Annotated in this window: 19 protein-coding genes; 8 read left to right on the plus strand and 11 right to left on the minus strand. The window is 67.1% G+C overall.

What is annotated here, in order from left to right; all coding sequences use genetic code 11:
• Nucleotides 1-65: 65 nt before the first annotated feature.
• The gene (locus O1Q03_RS19175) at nt 66-1,250 is read right to left on the minus strand and encodes a GNAT family N-acetyltransferase (protein ID WP_269505419.1); all 1,185 of its coding nucleotides are present in this window, start codon (nt 1,248-1,250) and stop codon (nt 66-68) included.
• A 107-nt stretch (nt 1,251-1,357) separates the two neighbouring features.
• Here O1Q03_RS19175 and O1Q03_RS19180 point away from each other — a divergent pair, with 107 nt between their 5' ends.
• Both O1Q03_RS19180 and O1Q03_RS19185 read left to right on the plus strand, forming a co-directional pair.
• On the plus strand, nt 1,358-3,112 hold the full coding sequence (locus O1Q03_RS19180) for an NAD+ synthase (RefSeq protein ID WP_269505422.1): 1,755 nt from the start codon (nt 1,358-1,360) through the stop codon (nt 3,110-3,112).
• Nucleotides 3,113-3,194: 82 nt separating this feature from the next.
• The gene (locus O1Q03_RS19185) at nt 3,195-3,533 is read left to right on the plus strand and encodes a P-II family nitrogen regulator (RefSeq protein ID WP_128841862.1); all 339 of its coding nucleotides are present in this window, start codon (nt 3,195-3,197) and stop codon (nt 3,531-3,533) included.
• 139 nt (nt 3,534-3,672) lie between these two features.
• Here O1Q03_RS19185 and O1Q03_RS19190 read toward each other — a convergent pair whose 3' ends face one another.
• Together O1Q03_RS19190 and O1Q03_RS19195 are read right to left on the minus strand one after the other, a co-directional pair.
• Nucleotides 3,673-4,758, minus strand: coding sequence for a porin (locus O1Q03_RS19190; protein WP_269505425.1), 1,086 nt, complete (start codon nt 4,756-4,758; stop codon nt 3,673-3,675).
• Between the two features lie 572 nt (nt 4,759-5,330).
• Entirely contained in the window at nt 5,331-6,302 is a 972-nt protein-coding gene (locus tag O1Q03_RS19195) for a LysR family transcriptional regulator (protein ID WP_269505426.1), read from the minus strand.
• Nucleotides 6,303-6,391: 89 nt separating this feature from the next.
• Between O1Q03_RS19195 and O1Q03_RS19200 the strand changes: the two genes are divergently transcribed.
• On the plus strand, nt 6,392-6,889 hold the full coding sequence (locus tag O1Q03_RS19200) for a GNAT family N-acetyltransferase (protein WP_269505428.1): 498 nt from the start codon (nt 6,392-6,394) through the stop codon (nt 6,887-6,889).
• Nucleotides 6,890-6,942: 53 nt separating this feature from the next.
• On the opposite strand, the gene O1Q03_RS19205 is transcribed toward O1Q03_RS19200, so the two are convergent.
• The 4 genes from O1Q03_RS19205 to O1Q03_RS19220 form a co-directional block, all read right to left on the minus strand.
• A complete protein-coding gene (locus O1Q03_RS19205; protein WP_269505430.1) occupies nt 6,943-7,722 on the minus strand; it encodes an ABC transporter ATP-binding protein in 780 nt (259 codons plus the stop codon).
• An 18-nt stretch (nt 7,723-7,740) separates the two neighbouring features.
• Nucleotides 7,741-8,454, minus strand: coding sequence for an ABC transporter permease (locus tag O1Q03_RS19210; protein ID WP_269505432.1), 714 nt, complete (start codon nt 8,452-8,454; stop codon nt 7,741-7,743).
• A complete protein-coding gene (locus tag O1Q03_RS19215) occupies nt 8,451-9,140 on the minus strand; it encodes an ABC transporter permease (protein ID WP_269505434.1) in 690 nt (229 codons plus the stop codon). Before O1Q03_RS19215 ends, O1Q03_RS19210 begins: the two co-directional genes overlap by 4 nt.
• A 227-nt stretch (nt 9,141-9,367) precedes the next feature.
• The gene (locus O1Q03_RS19220; protein WP_269505435.1) at nt 9,368-10,144 is read right to left on the minus strand and encodes an ABC transporter substrate-binding protein; all 777 of its coding nucleotides are present in this window, start codon (nt 10,142-10,144) and stop codon (nt 9,368-9,370) included.
• Nucleotides 10,145-10,511: 367 nt separating this feature from the next.
• Between O1Q03_RS19220 and O1Q03_RS19225 the strand changes: the two genes are divergently transcribed.
• Nucleotides 10,512-11,210, plus strand: a complete 699-nt coding sequence (locus O1Q03_RS19225; protein ID WP_269505436.1) for a pirin family protein — start codon at nt 10,512-10,514, stop codon at nt 11,208-11,210.
• A gap of 69 nt (nt 11,211-11,279) precedes the next feature.
• Here O1Q03_RS19225 and O1Q03_RS19230 read toward each other — a convergent pair whose 3' ends face one another.
• Complete coding sequence (locus O1Q03_RS19230) at nt 11,280-11,831, minus strand: periplasmic heavy metal sensor (RefSeq protein WP_269505437.1); 552 nt, start codon at nt 11,829-11,831, stop codon at nt 11,280-11,282.
• Nucleotides 11,832-12,054: 223 nt separating this feature from the next.
• On the opposite strand from O1Q03_RS19230, the gene O1Q03_RS19235 reads away from it, so the two are divergent.
• Together O1Q03_RS19235 and O1Q03_RS19240 are read left to right on the plus strand one after the other, a co-directional pair.
• Nucleotides 12,055-12,780, plus strand: a complete 726-nt coding sequence (locus O1Q03_RS19235; protein ID WP_009693256.1) for a response regulator — start codon at nt 12,055-12,057, stop codon at nt 12,778-12,780.
• Entirely contained in the window at nt 12,764-14,080 is a 1,317-nt protein-coding gene (locus O1Q03_RS19240; protein ID WP_269505438.1) for an ATP-binding protein, read from the plus strand. Before O1Q03_RS19235 ends, O1Q03_RS19240 begins: the two co-directional genes overlap by 17 nt.
• Nucleotides 14,081-14,120: 40 nt before the next feature.
• On the opposite strand, the gene O1Q03_RS19245 is transcribed toward O1Q03_RS19240, so the two are convergent.
• Nucleotides 14,121-14,387 (minus strand): double-stranded DNA-specific endonuclease, encoded by a 267-nt coding sequence (locus O1Q03_RS19245; RefSeq protein WP_027786765.1) that lies wholly within the window; start codon nt 14,385-14,387, stop codon nt 14,121-14,123.
• Between the two features lie 493 nt (nt 14,388-14,880).
• Here O1Q03_RS19245 and O1Q03_RS19250 point away from each other — a divergent pair, with 493 nt between their 5' ends.
• Both O1Q03_RS19250 and O1Q03_RS19255 read left to right on the plus strand, forming a co-directional pair.
• The gene (locus O1Q03_RS19250; RefSeq protein WP_269505439.1) at nt 14,881-16,638 is read left to right on the plus strand and encodes an ABC transporter permease; all 1,758 of its coding nucleotides are present in this window, start codon (nt 14,881-14,883) and stop codon (nt 16,636-16,638) included.
• Between the two features lie 22 nt (nt 16,639-16,660).
• Nucleotides 16,661-17,998, plus strand: a complete 1,338-nt coding sequence (locus O1Q03_RS19255; protein ID WP_269505440.1) for an ABC transporter ATP-binding protein — start codon at nt 16,661-16,663, stop codon at nt 17,996-17,998.
• A 72-nt stretch (nt 17,999-18,070) separates the two neighbouring features.
• On the opposite strand, the gene O1Q03_RS19260 is transcribed toward O1Q03_RS19255, so the two are convergent.
• On the minus strand, nt 18,071-18,565 hold the full coding sequence (locus tag O1Q03_RS19260; protein WP_269505441.1) for a hypothetical protein: 495 nt from the start codon (nt 18,563-18,565) through the stop codon (nt 18,071-18,073).
• A complete protein-coding gene (locus tag O1Q03_RS19265) occupies nt 18,562-19,113 on the minus strand; it encodes a hypothetical protein (protein WP_269505442.1) in 552 nt (183 codons plus the stop codon). Before O1Q03_RS19265 ends, O1Q03_RS19260 begins: the two co-directional genes overlap by 4 nt.
• Nucleotides 19,114-19,265: the final 152 nt, after the last annotated feature.

The following is a 19,265-nucleotide window of genomic DNA, read 5'->3' on the forward strand; positions in this document are numbered from 1 at the left end:
CGGTCTCGGCGGATGTGCGGCCAACGTCGGCGAATTCCGCCACGAACCGTAACGCGCATCGCGCATCAGGGGCGACCGCCGCTGTGCCGGAACGGATCGTGTTCGCGCAGTTCGTCGACGTACGTGTGAATATGCTCGGTCTCGCGTTCGAGAAAGCGCGCGACGGCGTCCGAGAACGCCGGGTGCGCGAGCCAGTGCGCGGAATGCGTGACGGTCGGCAGGAAGCCGCGCGCGAGCTTGTGTTCGCCCTGCGCGCCGCCTTCGAACGTATCGAGTCCGGCCTCGATGCAGAACTCGAGCAGCTGGTAGTAGGCCGTTTCGAAATGCAGGCACGGCACGTGCTCGAGCGCGCCCCAGTAGCGGCCGTACAGCGTGCCGCCGCCATGCGCGCCGCGCCGGTAGACGGCGAGCGAACTCGCGATCGGCTTGCCGTCGGCCTGCGCGATCACGAGCACCAGGTTCTCGGGCATCGTCGCGCCGACCGCGCGGAAGAAGTCGAGATTCAGATACGGGCTCGAATAGTGTTCGCGGTAGGTCTGCCGATAGCAGCGCGAGAAGAAGCGCCAGTCGGCGTCGGTGATCATGTCGCCGGTGAGCCGGCGGAACGTCACGCCCGCATCGCGCACCTTGCGGCGTTCCGCGCGGATGTTCTTGCGCTTTTTCTGCTCGAGCGTGCCGAGGAAGTCGTCGAAATCGCGGTAGCCGTCGTTGAGCCAGTGAAACTGCACGCCTTCGCGCAGCATCATCCCCATCGATTCGAACAGCCGCGCCTCGTCGCCGGTCGGGAACAGCACGTGCAGCGACGACACGTCGCTCTGCTCCGCGAACGCGAGCAGCGTGGCCGCGAGCTGCCGGCGCGCATCGTCGTCGGCGGCGAGGAGGCGGGAGCCCTGTACCGGCGTGAACGGCACCGCGCACAGCAGCTTCGGGTAGTAGGACAGCCCGTTGCGCTGGTACGCGTCGGCCCATGCCCAGTCGAACACGTATTCGCCATACGAATGCTGCTTCGCATAGACCGGCGCGGCGGCCGCGAGCCGCCCCGTGCGCGCGTCGGTGAGCGTGACGAAATGCGGCGACCAGCCGGTGTCGTCGACCGCGCAGCGCGTGACGTGCAGCGCGTCGAGGAATTCGTGGCGCAGGAACGGTGTCGGCTGCGCGTCGCCGTCGAGCAGCGCGTTCCATTCGTCGGCCGGGACTTCCGACGGGGACGACAGGATGCCCGTGCGATAATCGATGCGTTCGTGTTTCAAGCGTGAATCCGTACTGTTGGATGCCGCCCGATGCGTGCCGCCGTGGCCCGCATCCGGGATGATTTCGTCAGCCATTCAGCGCGCGCCGCCGGGCTGCGCCGACCGTCATGAAGACCCGACTCGCTCTCGCCCAGATCAACGTCACCGTCGGCGACTTCGCCGGCAACGTCGCGCGAATCGTCGCGGCCGCGCGCGCCGCGCACAACGATGGTGCGCAGTTGATGGTCGCACCCGAACTCGCGCTGTCCGGCTATCCGCCCGAGGATCTGCTGCTGCGGCCGGCGTTCTACGCGGCGGCCGCCGCCGCGCTCGACGCGCTCGCCGACGCGCTGCGCGCGTTCGACGGGCTCGCGGTGCTGGTCGGCCATCCGTTGCGCGGGCCGGGCAGGGGACCGGGCAGGGGGCCGGGCAGCGGGGCGGCCAGCAGCGCCGGCGACGATGCGCGCGCGCCAGCCGTCGATGGTAATGCAAACCGTCCGATCGAGCGCGGCATGCCGCCGACCGATACCTACAACGCGGTATCGCTGATCGTCGGCGGCGAGATCGTCGGCACCTATCGCAAGCAGGATCTGCCGAACGCCGACGTGTTCGACGAGAAGCGCTACTTCGCGACGGACACCGAGCCGTTCGTGTTCGACCTGAACGGCGTGAGGTACGGCGTGATCATCTGCGAGGACGCGTGGCATGCGTCGGCCGCACAGATCGCGAAGGCGGCCGGCGCGCAGGTGCTGCTGATCCCGAACGGTTCGCCGTACCACATGGGCAAGGAAGCGCTGCGCATCGACATCCTGCGCGCGCGGATTGGCGAGACGGGGCTGCCGATGGTGTATGTGAACCTGGTCGGCGGCCAGGACGAACTCGTGTTCGACGGCGGCTCGTTCGTGCTCGACGCGCAGGGCGCGCTCGTCGCGAAGATGCCGCAGTTCGACGAAGGGCATGCGATCGTCGAATTCGACGGCACGCGGCCGCTGCCGGGCGCGATCGCGCCCGATCTGCCGGTCGACGCGCAGGTCTATCGCGCGCTCGTGACCGGCGTGCGCGACTACATCGGCAAGAACGGTTTTCCCGGCGCGCTGATCGGGCTGTCGGGCGGTGTCGATTCAGCGCTGGTGCTCGCCATCGCATGCGATGCGCTCGGGCCCGAGCGCGTGCGCGCGGTGATGATGCCGTCGCGCTATACGGCCGATATCTCGACGACCGACGCGGCGGAGATGGCGCGGCGCGTCGGCGTGCGCTACGACGAGATCGCGATCGCGCCGATGTTCGACGCGTTCCGCGCGGCGCTCGCGAACGAATTCGCGGGCCGCGCGGAAGATGCGACGGAAGAGAACATCCAGGCGCGTATCCGCGGCACGCTGCTGATGGCGCTGTCGAACAAGTTCGGCTCGATCGTGCTGACGACCGGCAACAAGAGCGAGATGGCGGTCGGCTACTGCACGCTGTACGGCGACATGGCCGGCGGTTTCGCGGTGATCAAGGACATCGCGAAAACGCTGGTCTACCGGCTCTGCCGCTATCGCAACGCGAGTGCCGACTTCGGGCCGCGCGACGTGATTCCCGAGCGGATCCTGACGCGCGCGCCGTCGGCCGAGCTGCGCGAGAACCAGACCGACCAGGACAGCCTGCCGCCATACGACGTGCTCGACGCGATCATGCGGATGTACATGGAAGAGGACCTGCCGCTCGCGGAGATCGTCGCGGCAGGCTACGCGGAGGCCGACGTCGCGCGCGTGACGCGGCTCATCAAGGTCAACGAATACAAGCGCCGCCAGGCGCCGATCGGCATTCGCGTCACGCATCGCGCGTTCGGGCGCGACTGGCGCTACCCCGTCACGTCGCGCTTTACCGAACGGCTCGATTGAGGGTGCTGGGCCGGATGCGGCCCGCCGGCTTACAATCGGGGTCGCGATTTTTCACCCAAACGAGCATCGAGGGACAACCATCATGAAACGCATCACCGCCATCATCAAGCCGTTCAAGCTGGACGAAGTTCGCGAAGCGCTCGCCGAAGTCGGCCTCACCGGCCTGACCGTGACGGAAGTGAAGGGCTTCGGCCGCCAGAAAGGGCACACCGAGCTGTATCGCGGCGCCGAGTACGTCGTCGATTTCCTGCCGAAGATGAAGATCGAGGTCGTCGTCGCGGAAACGCAGGTCGACCAGGTGATCGATGCGGTGATCGGCGCGGCGCGCACGGGCAAGATCGGCGACGGCAAGATCTTCGTGTCGGACGTCGAGCGCGTGATCCGCATCCGCACCGGCGAAGAGAACGAAGCAGCGGTCTGAGCGCCGCATCCGGCAAGGGGTGGGCGACACCGGCCCGCCAAGAAAAAACGGTGCGGATACCCGGTTGGGTACCGCACCGATACGCGCCTCTCGCAGCAGCGTGGAAAGTGTTGTCCAATCGTTCTTTGACGGCGCCTGATCAGAACAGGTGCTGGATGCCGGCGTAGACGCCGGTCTGGCTGCCGCCCGGATTCGGGTTGCCCGTCGACACGGCCGTGCCGGCGCCGTTCGCGTTCAGGCCGAAGTTCGCGTTCTTGCTGTTGCGCACGGTCGCGACCTGCAGGTCGAACAGCGTGCGCTTCGAGATGTTGTACGAGCCGCCAACCGTGTAGATGTTCGCGTTGCCGCCGCCGTGGTTCGCGTTCACGTGATACACGGCTGCGATCAGCGCCGCTGCCGGCGTCGCCTGCCACGTCACGCCGCCCCACACCTGTTGCGTACCCGTCACGCCGGCGTTCACTGCCGGGCCGCCGCTGCCGTCCGCGTGCGATGCCTGGTAGGCCGCCTGCACCTTGAACTGGCCGAGGAACACGTTCACGCCCGCGAAGTATTCACGCGAGTAGTTGAACACGTCCGAGAAGCGGCCGTTGCTGTCGCGCGTTTCGTCGTAGATGCCGCGCAACTGGAACAGCGAATTCGTATAGGTGATCTGACCGCCCATTGCACGGCCCGGCTGGCCGGCCGTGGTGTTGCCGTTGAAGCTCGTCGAGTTCGAGAACGAGAACTGGCCGTAGAAGTCGAGGCCGTACAGCGACGGCGACTGGTACGACACGTTGTTGCTGGTCTTGTTCCAGTTGCGGCCGCGCACCAGCGAGGCCGTCGACCAGGCCGACTGGCCGAACGGGTCGAAGTCCCACACGCCGTTGGCGATCGCGAGTTCGCGACCCAGCAGCAGCGTACCGTAGAGATCGTTCGAGATCCCGACCGTCGCGAAACGATCCCAGATCGTACCGCTCGTGCCCAGGCCGCCGTTCATCGTGTTGAATGCGCCTTCGATGTGGAACAGGACCTTGTTGCCGGCGCCGATGTCCTCGCTGCCCTTCAAGCCCCACAGGCTCGTGCCCCAGTCGCCGCTTTCCGCGCGCACTTGGTGGCCGTTTTGCAGACCGTTCAGGTACTCGATGCCTGCGTCCAGACGGCCGTACAGCGTGACGCTGCTCTGCGCGTGCGCCGTAACCACCCCAGCAGCCATCAGCGCGGCCGCGACCAAAGCTTTCTTCATCATCTCCTCCATACCCTGTCAAAAAGTCAACCCAGACTGCACGAGATGCCCGGCGCGACGAACGCCGGGCAAAAGCGGAAAGCGGGATAACCAGGGAGACCTCGTGCAGGGCCGGTAAGCGCGGCACGCGGGCAAGCGGACGGAAAACCGTTGAACGGTCCCGCGCAGCCGGGTCGGCTTGCGGGGTCTCCTTGTTGTGTCGTGAAGCTAAACTACATTTCACGAACTTCGTTTTGCTACTTTGGTTACTAATTTAGCAAAAATACAATTTTGTGGCGATGGAAATCGTTGTTTGACTAACACGTGTCGCCAAATTGCCATGCAACAGAGGGGACGGACGGAGCCACGGCGTCCGTCGACCCCCGGAAAACCCTTGTCGGACAAGGGAGACACGGTTTTGGCCGCCATGGGTCAAGGATTGCCACTATTGACGTTGGCGGGGCGCCGGCGTAGGTGCTGGAAAGACGAAATTGGTAAGTATTTCGTAATAACCGGGCGGCGGCCCGGCGTCGCCGCGCTGCGCGTGAACCGCACCGCTGGCCGCGCCACGTCGCGTGCCGGACAGCGTGCACCGATTACCCGGGTTCCGGGCGCGCGTCGAGCAACTGTGCGCGAATCCAGCGGTGCGCATCGGTGCGCGCATGCTTCGCGTGCGAATAGACCTTCACCGTGTAGCGGGGGATCTCGAACGGCGCGGGGAAGATGCGGATCGGCGCCGCGTGGCGCAGCACCTGCGCGGCGCGGTTCGGGATGGTCATCAGCAGCGACGATTCCGCGATCACGAACGGCGCGGCCAGCACGCTCGGCAACTGCACGGCCACCTGCCGCTCGACGCCGAGCCGGTCGAGCACATAGTCGACGACGCCGCGCGACTCGTTCCACGGCGTGACGACCACGTGGCGGGCCGCGAGGTACTGGTCGAGCGTCAGGCGCCGGTGAAGGTCCGGATGCCGGGCGCTCGCGATGACCACGTAGTCGTCCGAGAACCAGTCGAAATCCTCGATGCCCGGCGCGTCTGCCGTCGATTCCTCGTGATAGCCGAGCGCGAAATCGATACGGCCGGCCGCGAGTTCGTCGACGGAGATCTTGCGGTCGGAGTGGACGACCCGGATGCGCAGGCGCGGCGCGACGCGCTCGATGCGCGCGACGAACGCCGGCAGCACCGCGAATGCCGTGTAGTCGCTCGCAGCGAACACGAACGTGCGGTCGCTTTGCGCGGGATCGAAGCGGCGCGCGCGGGCGAGCCCCTTCGACATCGTGTCGAGCGCGTCGCCGGCCCACGTTGCGATGTCGTCCGCGCGCACGGTCGGCTGCATTTCGTTGCCGAGCCGCACGAACAGCGCATCGCCGATCGCGTCGCGCAGCCGTGCGAGCGCATGGCTCAGCGCGGACGGACTCATCGCCAGCTCGTGCGCGGCAGCGGCGACCGAGCGGTGGCGGTACAGCGCGTCGAACGCGAGCAGCAGGTTCAGGTCGAGGCGGCGCAGATCGGAATGCATGACTTTCATGTCGTGATGAAGAAACTGCACTTCCTGCAGTGGCGCCATGAACGTAGCATGTCGATCTGCGCTGCGCCAGCGCGATTGCGCGGGCGTTGCAGCCCGTTTCCCGCCAGAGCCGAAGGAGGGCTCACACCGTGCAAATCGATATTCGTGCCGCCACCGTCGCCGACGTGCCGCAAATCCTGCGTTTCATCACCGAGCTGGCGATCTACGAGAAGGCCGAGCATGAAGTGATCGCGACGCCCGCATCGCTCGAGCGCAGCCTGTTCGGCGAAGGCTCGCCGGCGCGCGCGCTGATCTGCGAGGTCGACGGCGAGCCGGCCGGCTTCGCCGTGTATTTCTTCTCGTACTCGACGTGGCTCGGCCGCCAGGGGCTGTATCTCGAGGATCTGTACGTGTCGCCGCGCTTTCGCGGCGCGGGCGCCGGGCTGCGGCTGCTGAAGGCGCTCGCGCGGATCGCGGTGGATACGGGCTGCGGGCGTTTCGAATGGAGCGTGCTCGACTGGAACGAGCCGGCGATCCGCTTCTACGAAAGCGTCGGCGCGGCGCCGCAGAACGAATGGGTGCGCTACCGGCTCGCGGGCGATGCGCTGCGCGCGTTCGCCGACGGCACGCCGGTCGACGCCGCGTAAACGTTAGAACGGGCGCCGTCTGGCGCCCGTTGTGCGTATCGCGATGCGTGCGTTTACTTGAGGCTGCCCGACAGGAACCCGCGCAGGCGCTCGCTCTTCGGATTGGCGAACACCTCCGACGGCACGCCTTCTTCCTCGACGCGCCCCTGGTGCAGGAACATCACGTGATTCGACACGTTGCGCGCGAAGCCCATCTCGTGCGTGACGACGATCATCGTGCGGCCTTCCTCGGCGAGCTTCTGCATCACCTTCAGCACTTCGCCGACCAGTTCCGGATCGAGCGCGGAGGTCGGCTCGTCGAACAGCATCACGTCCGGATGCATCGCCAGCGCGCGCGCGATCGCCACACGCTGCTGCTGGCCGCCCGACAGGTGCGACGGATACTGCTTCTCGACGCGCGGCGCGAGGCCGACCTTCTCGAGATACGTCCGCGCGCGGTCCTCGGCTTCCTTCTTCGGGATGCCGAGCACGTTCACGGGCGCTTCCATCACGTTCTCGATCACGTTCATGTGCGACCAGAGATTGAAGTGCTGGAACACCATCGACAGCTTGGTGCGCACGCGCTGCAGCTGCTTCGAATCGGCGGCACGCAGCGCGCCCGTCTTGTCCTTCGTGGTTCGCACTTCCTCGCCGTCGACGACGATGCGGCCCGCGTTCGGCTGCTCGAGGAAGTTGATACAGCGCAGCATCGTGCTCTTGCCGGAGCCGGACGAGCCGATCACGCTGATCACGTCGCCCGAGTTCGCCTTCAGCGACACGCCTTTGAGCACCTCGTTGTCGCCGTACCGCTTGTGGAGATCGTCGACGAAAAGCTTCTGGGTCTGGGAGTTCATCAATAGTCCTGCGAAAACTTACTTGCCTTGCGGGCGCAGATACGCGAGCCAGCGACGCTCGGCCTGGCGGAACAGCCACACGAGCGTGAACGAGATCACGAGATAGAGCAGGGCGGCGATGCCGAATGCATGGAACGACATGTAGGTCGCCGAGTTCACGTCGCGCGCGATCTTCAGGATGTCGGGCACGGTCGCAGTGAAGGCTACCGTGGTGGCGTGCAGCATCAGGATCACTTCGTTGCTGTACAGCGGCAGCGCGCGGCGCAGCGCCGACGGCAGGATCACGCGACGATACATCGTGAAGGTGGACATCCCGTACGCGCGCGCGGCTTCGATCTCGCCGTACGACGTCGCCTTGATCGCGCCCGCGAAGATCTCGGTGGTGTACGCGCAGGTGTTCAGCGTGAACGCGAGCAGCGTGCAGTGCATCCCGTCGCGGAAGAACGCATCGAGCATCGGCGTGCCGCGCACGGCCTGCAGGCTGTAGAGGCCCGTGTAGCAGAGCAGCAGCTGCACGTAGAGCGGCGTGCCGCGGAACACGTACGTGTAGAGCCACACCGCGCCCGACAGCCACTTCTTCTTCGACACGCGGGCCACCGCGAGCGGCACCGACAGGCAGAAGCCGAGGCCGATCGATACGACCAGCAGCCACAGCGTGATCGCGACACCGGTGATTCGGAAACCGTCGGTGTACAGATAGTTGCGCCAGTATTCTTGGATGAGTGCGATCATAGGTCAGCCTTGCGGACGCCGGTCGAGTAGCGCTTTTCGAGCCACATCAGCACGAAGTTCGAGATCGTGGTGATGGCGAGATAGACCGCACCGGCGATCAGCGTGAAGAAGAAGAACCGCAGCGTGCCCTTGCCGGCGTCCTGCGACGCCTTCACGACGTCGGCCAGGCCGATGATCGACACGAGCGCGGTCGACTTCACGAGCACCTGCCAGTTGTTGCCGATGCCGGGCAGCGCGAAGCGCATCATCTGCGGGAACATGATCCGCGTGAACACCTGCCAGCTGGTCATCCCGTATGCGCTGCCGGCCTCGAGCTGGCCGCGCGGCACCGACAGGAATGCGCCGCGGAAGGTCTCGGTGAAGTACGCGCCGTAGATGAAGCCGAGCACGAGCACGCCGGCGAGGAACGGGTCGATGTCGATCTGATCCCAGCCGAGTGCGTCGGTCGCCATGTTCAGCCAGATCTGCAGGCTGTAGAACAGCAGCAGCATCAGCACGAGGTCGGGCACGCCGCGGATCAGCGTCGTGTAGACCGTGCCGGCGCCGTGCGTGAAGCGGTTGCGCGACAGCTTCGCGCCCGCGCCGAGCAGGCCCAGCAGGAACGAAAGCGCGAGCGAAAGCACCGCCAGTTTGACGGTTTGCCAGGTGCCTGCGAGGATCAGCGGGCCGTAACCTTGTAGAAACATGTGTGGTCCCTGGTGTGGTCCCTGAGGGCGCACGCGGTGCGCCGCGAAATACGCGCCCGCCAAGCTGCGCGGAACGCCCCGTGCGTATCATGCCGTCCGCCCCGGCAACGGTGCCGGGCATGCCCGTCGCGCAAGCGCGGGCGAGGGGGCGGGCGGCGCGTGGTTGACTGCCTGTACTGCGCGGACGCGGGGCCGCCCCCGCATCCGTGGTCCGTCAGTGTCGGCGCTCAGCGGGCCGAGTAGACGCTGAACGCGAAATACTTGTGCGACAGCCGGTCGTACGTGCCGTCCTTGTGCATGTCGGCCAGCGCCTTGTTGATCTTCAGCTTCAGGTCCGTATCGTCCTTGCGCAGGCCGATCGCGGTGCCGTCGCCGATCGTCTTCGGGTCCTTCACTTCCGGCCCGGCGAACGCGAAGCCCTTGCCGCGCGGCGTGCGCAGGAAGCCGTAGTCGGCCTGCAACTCATCCTGCAGCGTCGCGTCGAGGCGGCCCGAGCCGAGGTCGGCATAGACCTGATCCTGGTTCTGGTAAGGAATGACGGTCACGCCCTGCGGTTCCCAGTACGCTTTCGCGTAGGATTCCTGCGTCGAGCCCTGCTCGACGCCGACGTGCTTGCCCTTGAGCGATGCGACCGTCGGCAGCAGCGGCGAGCCGGTCTTCGCGATCATCCGTGCCGGTGCGTCGTACACCTTGTCGGAGAAGTCGATCTGTTCGCGGCGCTTGTCGGTGACGGTCAGCGACGACACGATGATGTCGTACTTCTTCGCCTTCAGCGCGGGGATGATCCCGTCGAGATCCTGCGCGACCCACACGCACTTCACGTTGATCCGCTTGCAGATTTCCTTGGTGAGATCGACGTCGAAACCGACGATCTCGCCGCTCGGCGCGGTCGACTCGAACGGCGCGTAGCTCGCATCGACGCCGATCCGCACGGTCTTCCACTCTTTCGCGAAGGCGCTGCCCGCCACGAGGGCGAGGGCGGCGCACAGGGCGGCCTTCTTCATTTCCATCCTTTTGTCGCTCACTTCCGGGAGGGCGCTCGCGGCCGGTCGGGCCGGGCGCCGCGGCGTATTCTAGACGGCCAAAATTCGTGTTTCGGCGCGCTGGCAACGGCGCCCGCCGGACGGGCGAACGCCAAAAGGGCGGTATTTTACCCGAACGCGATACCCGGAAAACGGCAATCCGTCCGGCCCGTCGATTCTTTGATTCGGCTGTTGCGGTAATCGTGGTATTTGCAACGGGCATTGCATCGATTGAATTCGTGAGCGCAACGATGCGGTGCGCGGAAAGCGGATTGTGGCGTGCCCGGGCCGCCTCTACAGTGCAGGTAAACCCGAAAACGAACCTTTGCCTGCCGAAGTGCCCACCCCCATGTTCCAGATCCGCCGTGCCGCCGACCGTTGCCACACGCGCCAGGGCTGGCTCGAATCGAGCCACAGCTTTCCGCTCGCGGGCGATGCCGGCGCGACGCATCCGCCGTTCGGTGCGCTGCGCGTGCTGAGCGAGGACCGGATCGCGCCGACCCGCGGCTTCGGCATGCAGCCGCGCCGCGACCTCGAAATCCTCACCTATGTGCTGGACGGCGCGCTCGCGCATCGCGACAGCCTCGGCAACGGCGCGATCGTGCGGGCTGGCGGGATTCAGCGGATGAGCGCGGGCACGGGGCTCGTGCACAGCGAGACCAACGCGTCGTACGACCGCACACTGCATCTGCTGCAGATCTGGCTGCAGCCGGCCGAGCGGGGCGGGCGGCCGGGCTACGCGGAACGGCGCTTCGCCGACGACGACAAGCGCGGCCGGCTGCGGCTGGTGGCGTCGCCGGACGGCGACGACGGCGCGTTGTCGATGCGCGCGGACGCGCGGATCTTCGCCGGGTTGATCGACGGCGACGAGGCGACGGCGTTCGATGTGCGTGCCGGGCGCCGTATCTATGTGCACGTGGCGCGCGGCGACGTGGAAGTCAACGGTCATGCGCTGGGCGCGGGCGACGGCGCGCGGATCGCCGCGGTGGACGCGGTCGCGTTCGCGCGCGGCCGGGCGGCCGAGGTGCTGCTGTTCGACGTCGCCTGAAATGAAACCGGGGACGCGGCCGGATGCCCGCGTCCCCGTCGGGACCGCCCGGGAGGGCAGCCTGCCGGCTTACTGCGCGGGCGCCGATGTGGCCTTGGCCGCGCGGTGCTGCTCCCAGCGCTCCTTCATCTTTTCGTGGCGCTGCTCCATCCGCGCGAACTGCTGCTTCAGCGCGGTGCTGACGGTGGTCTTCTGCTGGTCGTTCAGCCCGTTGTAGAACGCGAGCCAGGCGGCCGAGCTCTGTTCGCGCAGCTGCGCATTCTGCTGCTCGGCCTGCTGGCGGGCCGCGTGCATCGCGTTCAGGTCGAGGATCGGCTGGTTCTGCTGAGCCTTGAACTGCTCACGCATCTGCTCGTGGCTCTTCCGCATCGCCTCGTGGTTCTGCTTCATCGTGTTGACGGCCGTCTGCCATTGCTGTTCCTGCGACGCGTTCAGCTTCAGCTGATCGTGCAGCTTCATGATCACGCCGAACGGGCCGCCTTCGTGCCCGCCGTGCATCTGGTGCATGCCGGGGCCGCCCGGCGGCGGCATGTCGTTGGGCTGCGCCGCATGCGCGGTGCCGAATGCGAGAGCGAGCACGGTGGCAGCCGCAATGGCCACACGGGATGTCTTCTTATACATTTCAGAAACTCCTTGTTCCAAAGGGTCCGGCGATGCGGTGCGCGGGGGGCCGTGTGCCGCATCCGGTAAGACGCAGGTTAGCGGCGCGCGTCCCGGCCGGTGTTACGCGGGAAGCCTGGCGGGTTACGGCGCATTACAGTTCCCTTGCGCGGTAACCCGCAGTAACCCTTTCGCCCGTTTGTTTCGTTCTTCGACTCCCCCCTCGCGCGGTAAACTTCGAGCCATGACTACCCAGATCCTCATCGTCGACGACGACCAAGAACTCCGAGACCTGCTGCGCGATTATCTCGTGCGCCAGGGGATGGAAGTGTCCGTGCTGCACGACGCGGCGACGCTCGAGAAGCGCCTCGAGCGCGAGCGGCCCGACCTGATCGTGCTGGACCTGATGATGCCGGGCGTGGACGGCCTGACCGCGCTGCGCCAGTTGCGCGCGGCCGGCGACGACATCCCCGTGATCATGCTCACCGCCCGTGCGGACGACGTCGACCGCATCGTCGGGCTCGAGCTCGGCGCGGACGACTACCTCGGCAAGCCGTTCAACCCGCGCGAATTGCTCGCGCGCGTGCAGGCCGTGCTGCGCCGCCGCCGCGCGACGCCGTCGGCGGCCGCGCCCGAGCAGCGCGAGCCGTTCGCGTTCGGCCGCTTCGTGCTCGACTTCCAGGCGCGCACGCTGTCGGTCGACGGTAAGCCCGCCACGCTGTCGAGCAGCGAATTCGCGCTGCTGAAGATCTTCGTGAACCACGCGCTGCGCACGCTCACCCGCGAGCGGCTGCTCGAGCTGCTGCACGGGCCCGAGTACGACGGCACCGACCGCGGCATCGACGTCCAGGTGTGGCGTCTGCGCCGTATCCTGGAAACGGATCCGTCGACGCCGCGCTTCATCCAGACGGTGCGCGGGCGCGGCTACGTGTTCGTGCCCGACGGCGAGGCCCATGCGCAAACCCATTGATTCGCTGTTCGGGCGGCTGGCGCTGCTGGTCGTCGGCGTGCTGCTCCTGTCGCACTTCGCGTGGTTTTTCGCGATGCGGCTCGAGCGCAGCCAGATGCAGACGCGCTATGCGGTCGAAGAGGCCGCGTTCCTCGTCGACGCGGTGCGCCAGCACGTCGAGCGCACGCCCGATCAGCCGCTGCCGTCGCGCGTGCGGCTCGTATCGCCGGACAGCCCCGACGTGCCGACGGGCGGCGACGCGAACCTGCCGGCGCCGCTCAAGCGTTTCCGTGACGACGTAAGCGAGCGGATGCCCGCGGGCACCCGCGTCGAGATCGGTCAGCCGGGCCATCCGCCGGTGCTGTGGGTCAAGGAGCCGACCGATCGCAACTGGATCGTGGTGCCGGTGCAGCCGTTGCGCCCGCCGCGCTCGCTCGACCGGATGCTGTTGTGGCTCGGCACGATTTTCTCGGCCGGCGTGATCGCCGCGCTATTCGCGGCGTGGCAGCTCCAGCAGCCGCTGCGCTCGCTCGCGCGTGCCGTTGCGCGCTTCGGCCGCGGCCAGCCGGTGCCGCCGCTGCGCGAACGCGGGCCGCGCGAGCTGCGCCAGCTCACGCACGGCTTCAACCAGATGGTCGAGCAGGTGTCACAGGCCGAGAGCGACCGCGCGGTCATGCTGGCGGGCGTCGCGCACGACCTGCGCACACCGCTCGCGCGGATGCGCCTGCGGGCGGAAATGATGGACGACGCGCGGTTGCGCGACGGTGTCGTGCGCGATGTCGACTCGATGTCGCACATCGTCGATCAGTTCCTGGTGTTCGCGCACGGCGGGGCCGATCGAAGCGACCCCGTGCCGGTCGACCAGACCTGCGAGCGGATCGCGCGCAGCTATCGGGCGGTCGCGCCGAACGCACCGACGGTCCAGACGCATCTCGCGGCCGATGACGGCTTCCGTCTGCCGACCGCGACGCTCGACCGGATCCTGTCGAACCTCCTCGACAACGCACATGCGTATGGTGCGCCGCCCGTGGTCGTCGAGACGGTGCGCACGTCGGCCGGCTATGTGCTGTCGGTCAGCGACAGCGGCGGCGGGATCGCGCCGCGCGACCTCGCGGCCGCGACGCGGCCGTTCGTGCGGCTCGACCCCGCGCGCGGCGGGAACGGCCACAGCGGGCTCGGGCTCGCGATCGTCGAGCGGCTGGTCGTCAGGCTGGGCGGGGTGTGCGAGATCGGCAACCGTCCCGAGGGCGGCCTGCGCGTGGCGATGACGTTCCCGTTCGACGTGGTGCCGAAGGACGAACTTCACGCACAGGCCGCGTAAGCGGCGCATGCGGCGCCTGCCGGGCAGGCGCCGCGCGGCATCATTCGCCGAACAGCGTGCCGAGCGTCTCGGCGGCGTTGCTGTCGATGGTGTTGTAGGTCACGCTCGTGGCCTCGAAGATATAGACGGTCGTATAGCGGCCGAGGCGCTCCAGGATTTCCTCCTGCAACGATTCCGGCACGACGTTCATGTTCAGGTACCACGCCGTCGACGACAACCGCGTCTGGAACGACCCGTATTCCTGCATCAGCTCGTAGAACGCGTCGGCATCCTGATCGCGGCAGACGATCACCAAATTTCCTGCCATTCCCTTCCTCCCGCTGGTCGAACGATCCCTAGGGGCTGTCTGTCGGCAGACTCTAAGGGCTAGCCCCGATCATACCCGCTTCAACGCGTTCGTCCGCAGACCTCCGGCATGGTTTGCGTCCGAGTGCGGCGGGCGGGTTCACGGCCGGCCCGGATCACGGCATAATTCGGGGCCTGCATGCCGGCCGACCGACTGCGGCCGGGTTGCTCCGCACCGTGCGCCCGCCGTCGGCCCGCGCGCCGGGCACGCACCGTGCGGCGCCCGCGCGTCGCACCGTCCCCGGACGGTTGTACCTGAAATACAGGTTGGTGTAGTGTCGTGCCGTCGCGGCCCGACTCGGGGCACCGGGGCGCAGCTTGCACGCGCGGCGCGTCGCGCCGGCGTGAAATCGTGAATCCATCGAATTACCGCGTCGAATTACCGCGCCCGAGCGCTTTGCCATGAATCAACATCGTCTGCCGGCTTCGTTCGGCCTTACCGGGGAGGGCGCCTGATGGACGTCGGATTCTTCAATCCGAACCGGACTGCCAACGCGTCCGCGTGGCGTGTGCTGCCGAACCGGTGGGATTTCATCGCGTTTCCGCTGATCATCTGCCTGATCGCGATGGCGGTCGTCGGTTTCCATGAAACGATGGCGCCGATCGGCGTGCTGCAGACGCAGAAGATCTCGCTCGATCCGTCGAACCTGCCCGAATACGCGCTGCGCACCACGCTGCGGATGCTCGCCGCGATGATCGCGTCGCTCGCGTTTACGCTCGTCTACGGCACGCTCGCCGCGAAAAGCCGGCGCGCGGGCATGGTGCTGATCCCGATCCTCGACATCCTGCAGTCGGTGCCGGTGCTCGGCTTCATCTCGTTTACGGTCACGTTCTTCCTCGCGCTGTTCCCGAGCCGCGTGCTCGGCGCCGAGCTCGCGGCGATCTTCGCGATCTTCACGAGCCAGGCGTGGAACATGACATTCAGCTTCTACCAGTCGCTGCGCACGGTGCCGCGCGACCTGGACGAAGTGTCGCGCGGCTTCCACCTGACGTCGTGGCAGCGCTTCTGGAAGCTCGAGGTGCCGTTCTCGATGCCGGGCCTGATCTGGAACATGATGATGTCGATGTCGGGCGGGTGGTTCTTCGTCGTCGCATCGGAGGCCATCACCGTCGGCAACCAGACCATCACGCTGCCGGGCATCGGCGCGTATCTCGCACAGGCGATCGCGGACAAGAACCTCGGCGCGATCGCCTGGGTGATTCTCACGATGACCGTCGTGATCCTCGCGTACGACCAACTGCTGTTCCGCCCGCTGATCGCGTGGGCCGACAAGTTCCGGATGGAGAACACCGCGTCGGGCGATGCGCCGCAATCCTGGCTGCTCGACCTCGTGCGCCGCACGCGCCTGATTCATCAGCTGCTCGTGCCGGCCGGCTGGTTCTTCGCGAAAGCCGCGCGGATCCCGCTGCGCCTGCCGCTGTCGGGGGCGATGCGCTTCACGCTGCCGAAAGTCGAGAAGAAGGCGTCGCGCACCGTCGACATCGCGTGGGCGATCCTCGTGCTGATCGGCACGGCCTATATCGTGTGGCGCGTCGTCAGCTTCGTATCGACCGGCGTGACGATGGCCGACGTTGGCCACGTGCTCGTGCTCGGGCTCATCACGCTGCTGCGCGTGGTCGTGCTGATCTCGATCGCTTCCGTGATCTGGGTGCCGATCGGCGTGTGGGTCGGGCTGCGTCCGAAGCTCGCCGAAAAGCTGCAGCCGCTCGCGCAGTTCCTCGCCGCGTTCCCGGCCAACCTGCTGTTCCCGGTGTTCGTGATCGTGATCGCGCGCTTCCGCCTGAACCCGGACATCTGGCTGTCGCCGCTGATCGTGCTCGGCACGCAGTGGTATATCCTGTTCAACGTGATCGCCGGCGCGACGTCCTACCCGAACGACTATCGCGAAGCGGCGACGAATTTCCGGATCCGCGGCTGGCAGTGGTGGCGCCAGGCGATCCTGCCCGGCATCTTCCCGTACTACGTAACCGGCGCGATCACCGCGTCGGGCGGCGCGTGGAACGCGAGTATCGTGTCGGAAGCGGTGCAATGGGGCACGACCAAGATCGAGGCGCACGGCCTCGGCGCGTACATCGCGCAGACCACCGCCGCCGGCGACTTTCCGAAGATCATCCTGGGCATCGCCGTGATGTCCCTGTTCGTTACCCTGTTCAACCGCCTGCTGTGGCGCCCGCTGTATGCCTTCGCCGAAGCGAAGCTGCGGCTCGACTGAGACCGATCGAGAGCGAAACGCGATGCACAATCCGAATGCTGTAAACGCCCCCATCCAGACGTCCCAGCCCCCGCGCCTCGGCGAAGAAATCCTGCGCGTCGATCACGTCTGTCGCGGCTTCAACAAGACGCAAGGCGAGCTGCTCGTGCTCGACGATGCGAACCTGTCGCTGCGCGAAGGCGAGATCGTCGGGCTGCTCGGCCGTTCCGGGTCCGGCAAATCCACGCTGCTGCGGATCATCGCCGGCCTGATCGAGCCGACCGGCGGTGACGTGACCTATCTCGGCAAGCCGCTGCGCGGCCCGGCCGAAGGCGTCGCGATGGTGTTCCAGACCTTCGCGCTGTTCCCGTGGCTGACCGTGCTGCAGAACGTGGAAGCCGGGCTGGAAGCGCTCGGCGTCGGCGCGCGCGAGCGGCGCGAACGCGCGCTCGCCGCGATCGACCTGATCGGTCTCGACGGTTTCGAGAACGCGTATCCGCGCGAGCTGTCGGGCGGGATGCGCCAGCGCGTGGGCTTCGCGCGCGCGCTCGTCGTCGATCCGACGATCCTGCTGATGGACGAGCCGTTCTCCGCGCTCGACGTGCTGACCGCCGAAACGCTGCGTACCGATCTGCTCGATCTGTGGACCCAAGGCCGGATGCCGATCAAGTCGGTGCTGATCGTCACGCACAACATCGAGGAAGCGGTGTTCATGTGCGACCGCATTCTCGTGCTGTCGTCGAACCCGGGCCGCGTGATCGCCGAGATCAAGGTGCCGTTCAAGCATCCGCGCAACCGTCTCGACCCGGCGTTCCGCAAGCTGGTCGACGACATCTACGCGAAGATGACCGCACGCCAGACCGGCGAGGCGACGAAGAAGGGGCTCGAACTCGGCAGCTGGCTGCCGCAGGTGTCGACCAACCTGATGGCCGGCCTGATCGAGACGCTCGCGATGGCGCCGTACCACGGCCGTGCGGACATGCCGGAAATCGCGCGCACGCTGCATCTGGAAGTGGACGACCTGTTCCCGATCGCGGAAGTGCTGCAGTACCTCGGTTTCGCGGATGTGCGCGAAGGCGACGTGTTCCTGACGCCGCCGGGGCGTGTGTTCGCCGAATTCGGCACGCAGGAGCGCAAGCTGATGTTCGCGGATCATCTGCTCAAGCACGTGCCGCTCGCCGCGCGGATCAAGAAGGTGCTGAACGAGCGCCCGGGCCATCGTGCGCCGCGCGTGCGCTTCGAGCAGGAGCTGGAGGATTTCCTGTCGGACGGCGCGGCCGAGGAAACGCTCGACGCGGTGATCGACTGGGGCCGTTACGGCGAGATCTTTTCGTACAACGACCAGACCGAGATCTTCAGTCTCGAGGACGTCGAGTCCTGAGCCACCGGCCGGGCCGCGCGGCCCGGCATCCGCGTGTGCGGCGCGCGTCGTCGGGCGCCGCACATTGCAGCGTTACTGCAGGTTGCCCCAGCGGTCGACGGCCGGTTCCGCCGACGCCCACTTCCAGTTCGTGCCTTGCTGGCACGCACTCGCGAAATACCAGTCGGCCTTGTCGCCGTCCTTCACCGAGAACGCGAATTCCTTGCACAGCGCGAGCGCCGTCGAATACGCCCGCGCGACGCGCACCTCGCCTTCGCCGTTCTCCAGCGGCAGCCTGTTCTTCACCTTCCACGGCTTCACTTCGCCGACGGCCAGCGAGCCGGCCACCTGCGCGATCGCGTCCTGCTGGTTCTGATGCAGCTGGTTCATCGTGCGCTTGACGGCCTCGTCGGTGGCCGCCTGCACGGCAATGCCGACGCCGATGCCCACGGCCGGGTTCGCGGTGACGAGGCCCGTCGCCGCACCGGCGAGCGCGCCGCTTGCCGCGCCGACCGAGCCGCAGCCCGACAGCGCGGCCGTGGCTGCGCACAGCGCGCCGAGCGCCGCGATACGGAGCGCGACGCTCATTGCAGCGCGCCCCAGCGTTCGGTTGCAGGTTCGGCCGATGCCCATTTCCACACCGGGCCGTCGCGGCAGATCGTGGCGACGTAGAACGCCGATTGCGCGGCCTTGTCGCCCTTGGCGGGCGTGTCGACCGCGAACACGATTTCCTTGCAGTCGAGCGGGCCGACGCTGATCATCCGGCTCACCGTTACGCGGCCCTGTTCGTCTTCCTCGATCGGGAACGAATGGTGTGTCGACCACGGCGCGACGCCGCCGACATCGAGCGGGCCGGCCGCCTTCGCGATCTGTTCCTGCGTATAGCGGTGGGCGACGCGCTGCGTGTACTGGACACCCGCACGGGCGCCGGCGACGGCGCCCAGGCCGATGCCCGTCGCGGCGGCGGCGTTGCTGGTGACCTTGGATGCGATCGCGGCGCCCGCGATGCCGGCGCCGGCGGTTGCGCCTTCGCTGTACAGCGAGTTGCAGCCGGACAGCAGTGAGGCCGTGGCGATCGCGGCCAGCACGATGCGCACCGGCATGGCCCGGCGCGGCGATTCGAAGCGAGTGTTCATCCCTGAGTGCAAGTCCTGTCTGGGTGAGCGGCGACGCGTGCGCGTCCCGTTGCCGCGTCATTGTTTCGCAATCGTCATACGAAAACTGCAAAGCTTTGACAAATCGCCGGGCGGCCGCTCGCGCGCGTATGCGCGGCGTTATTGTCGAACAG

It is taken from the genome of Burkholderia sp. IMCC1007, assembly GCF_027257875.1.
Lineage (GTDB): Bacteria > Pseudomonadota > Gammaproteobacteria > Burkholderiales > Burkholderiaceae > Burkholderia.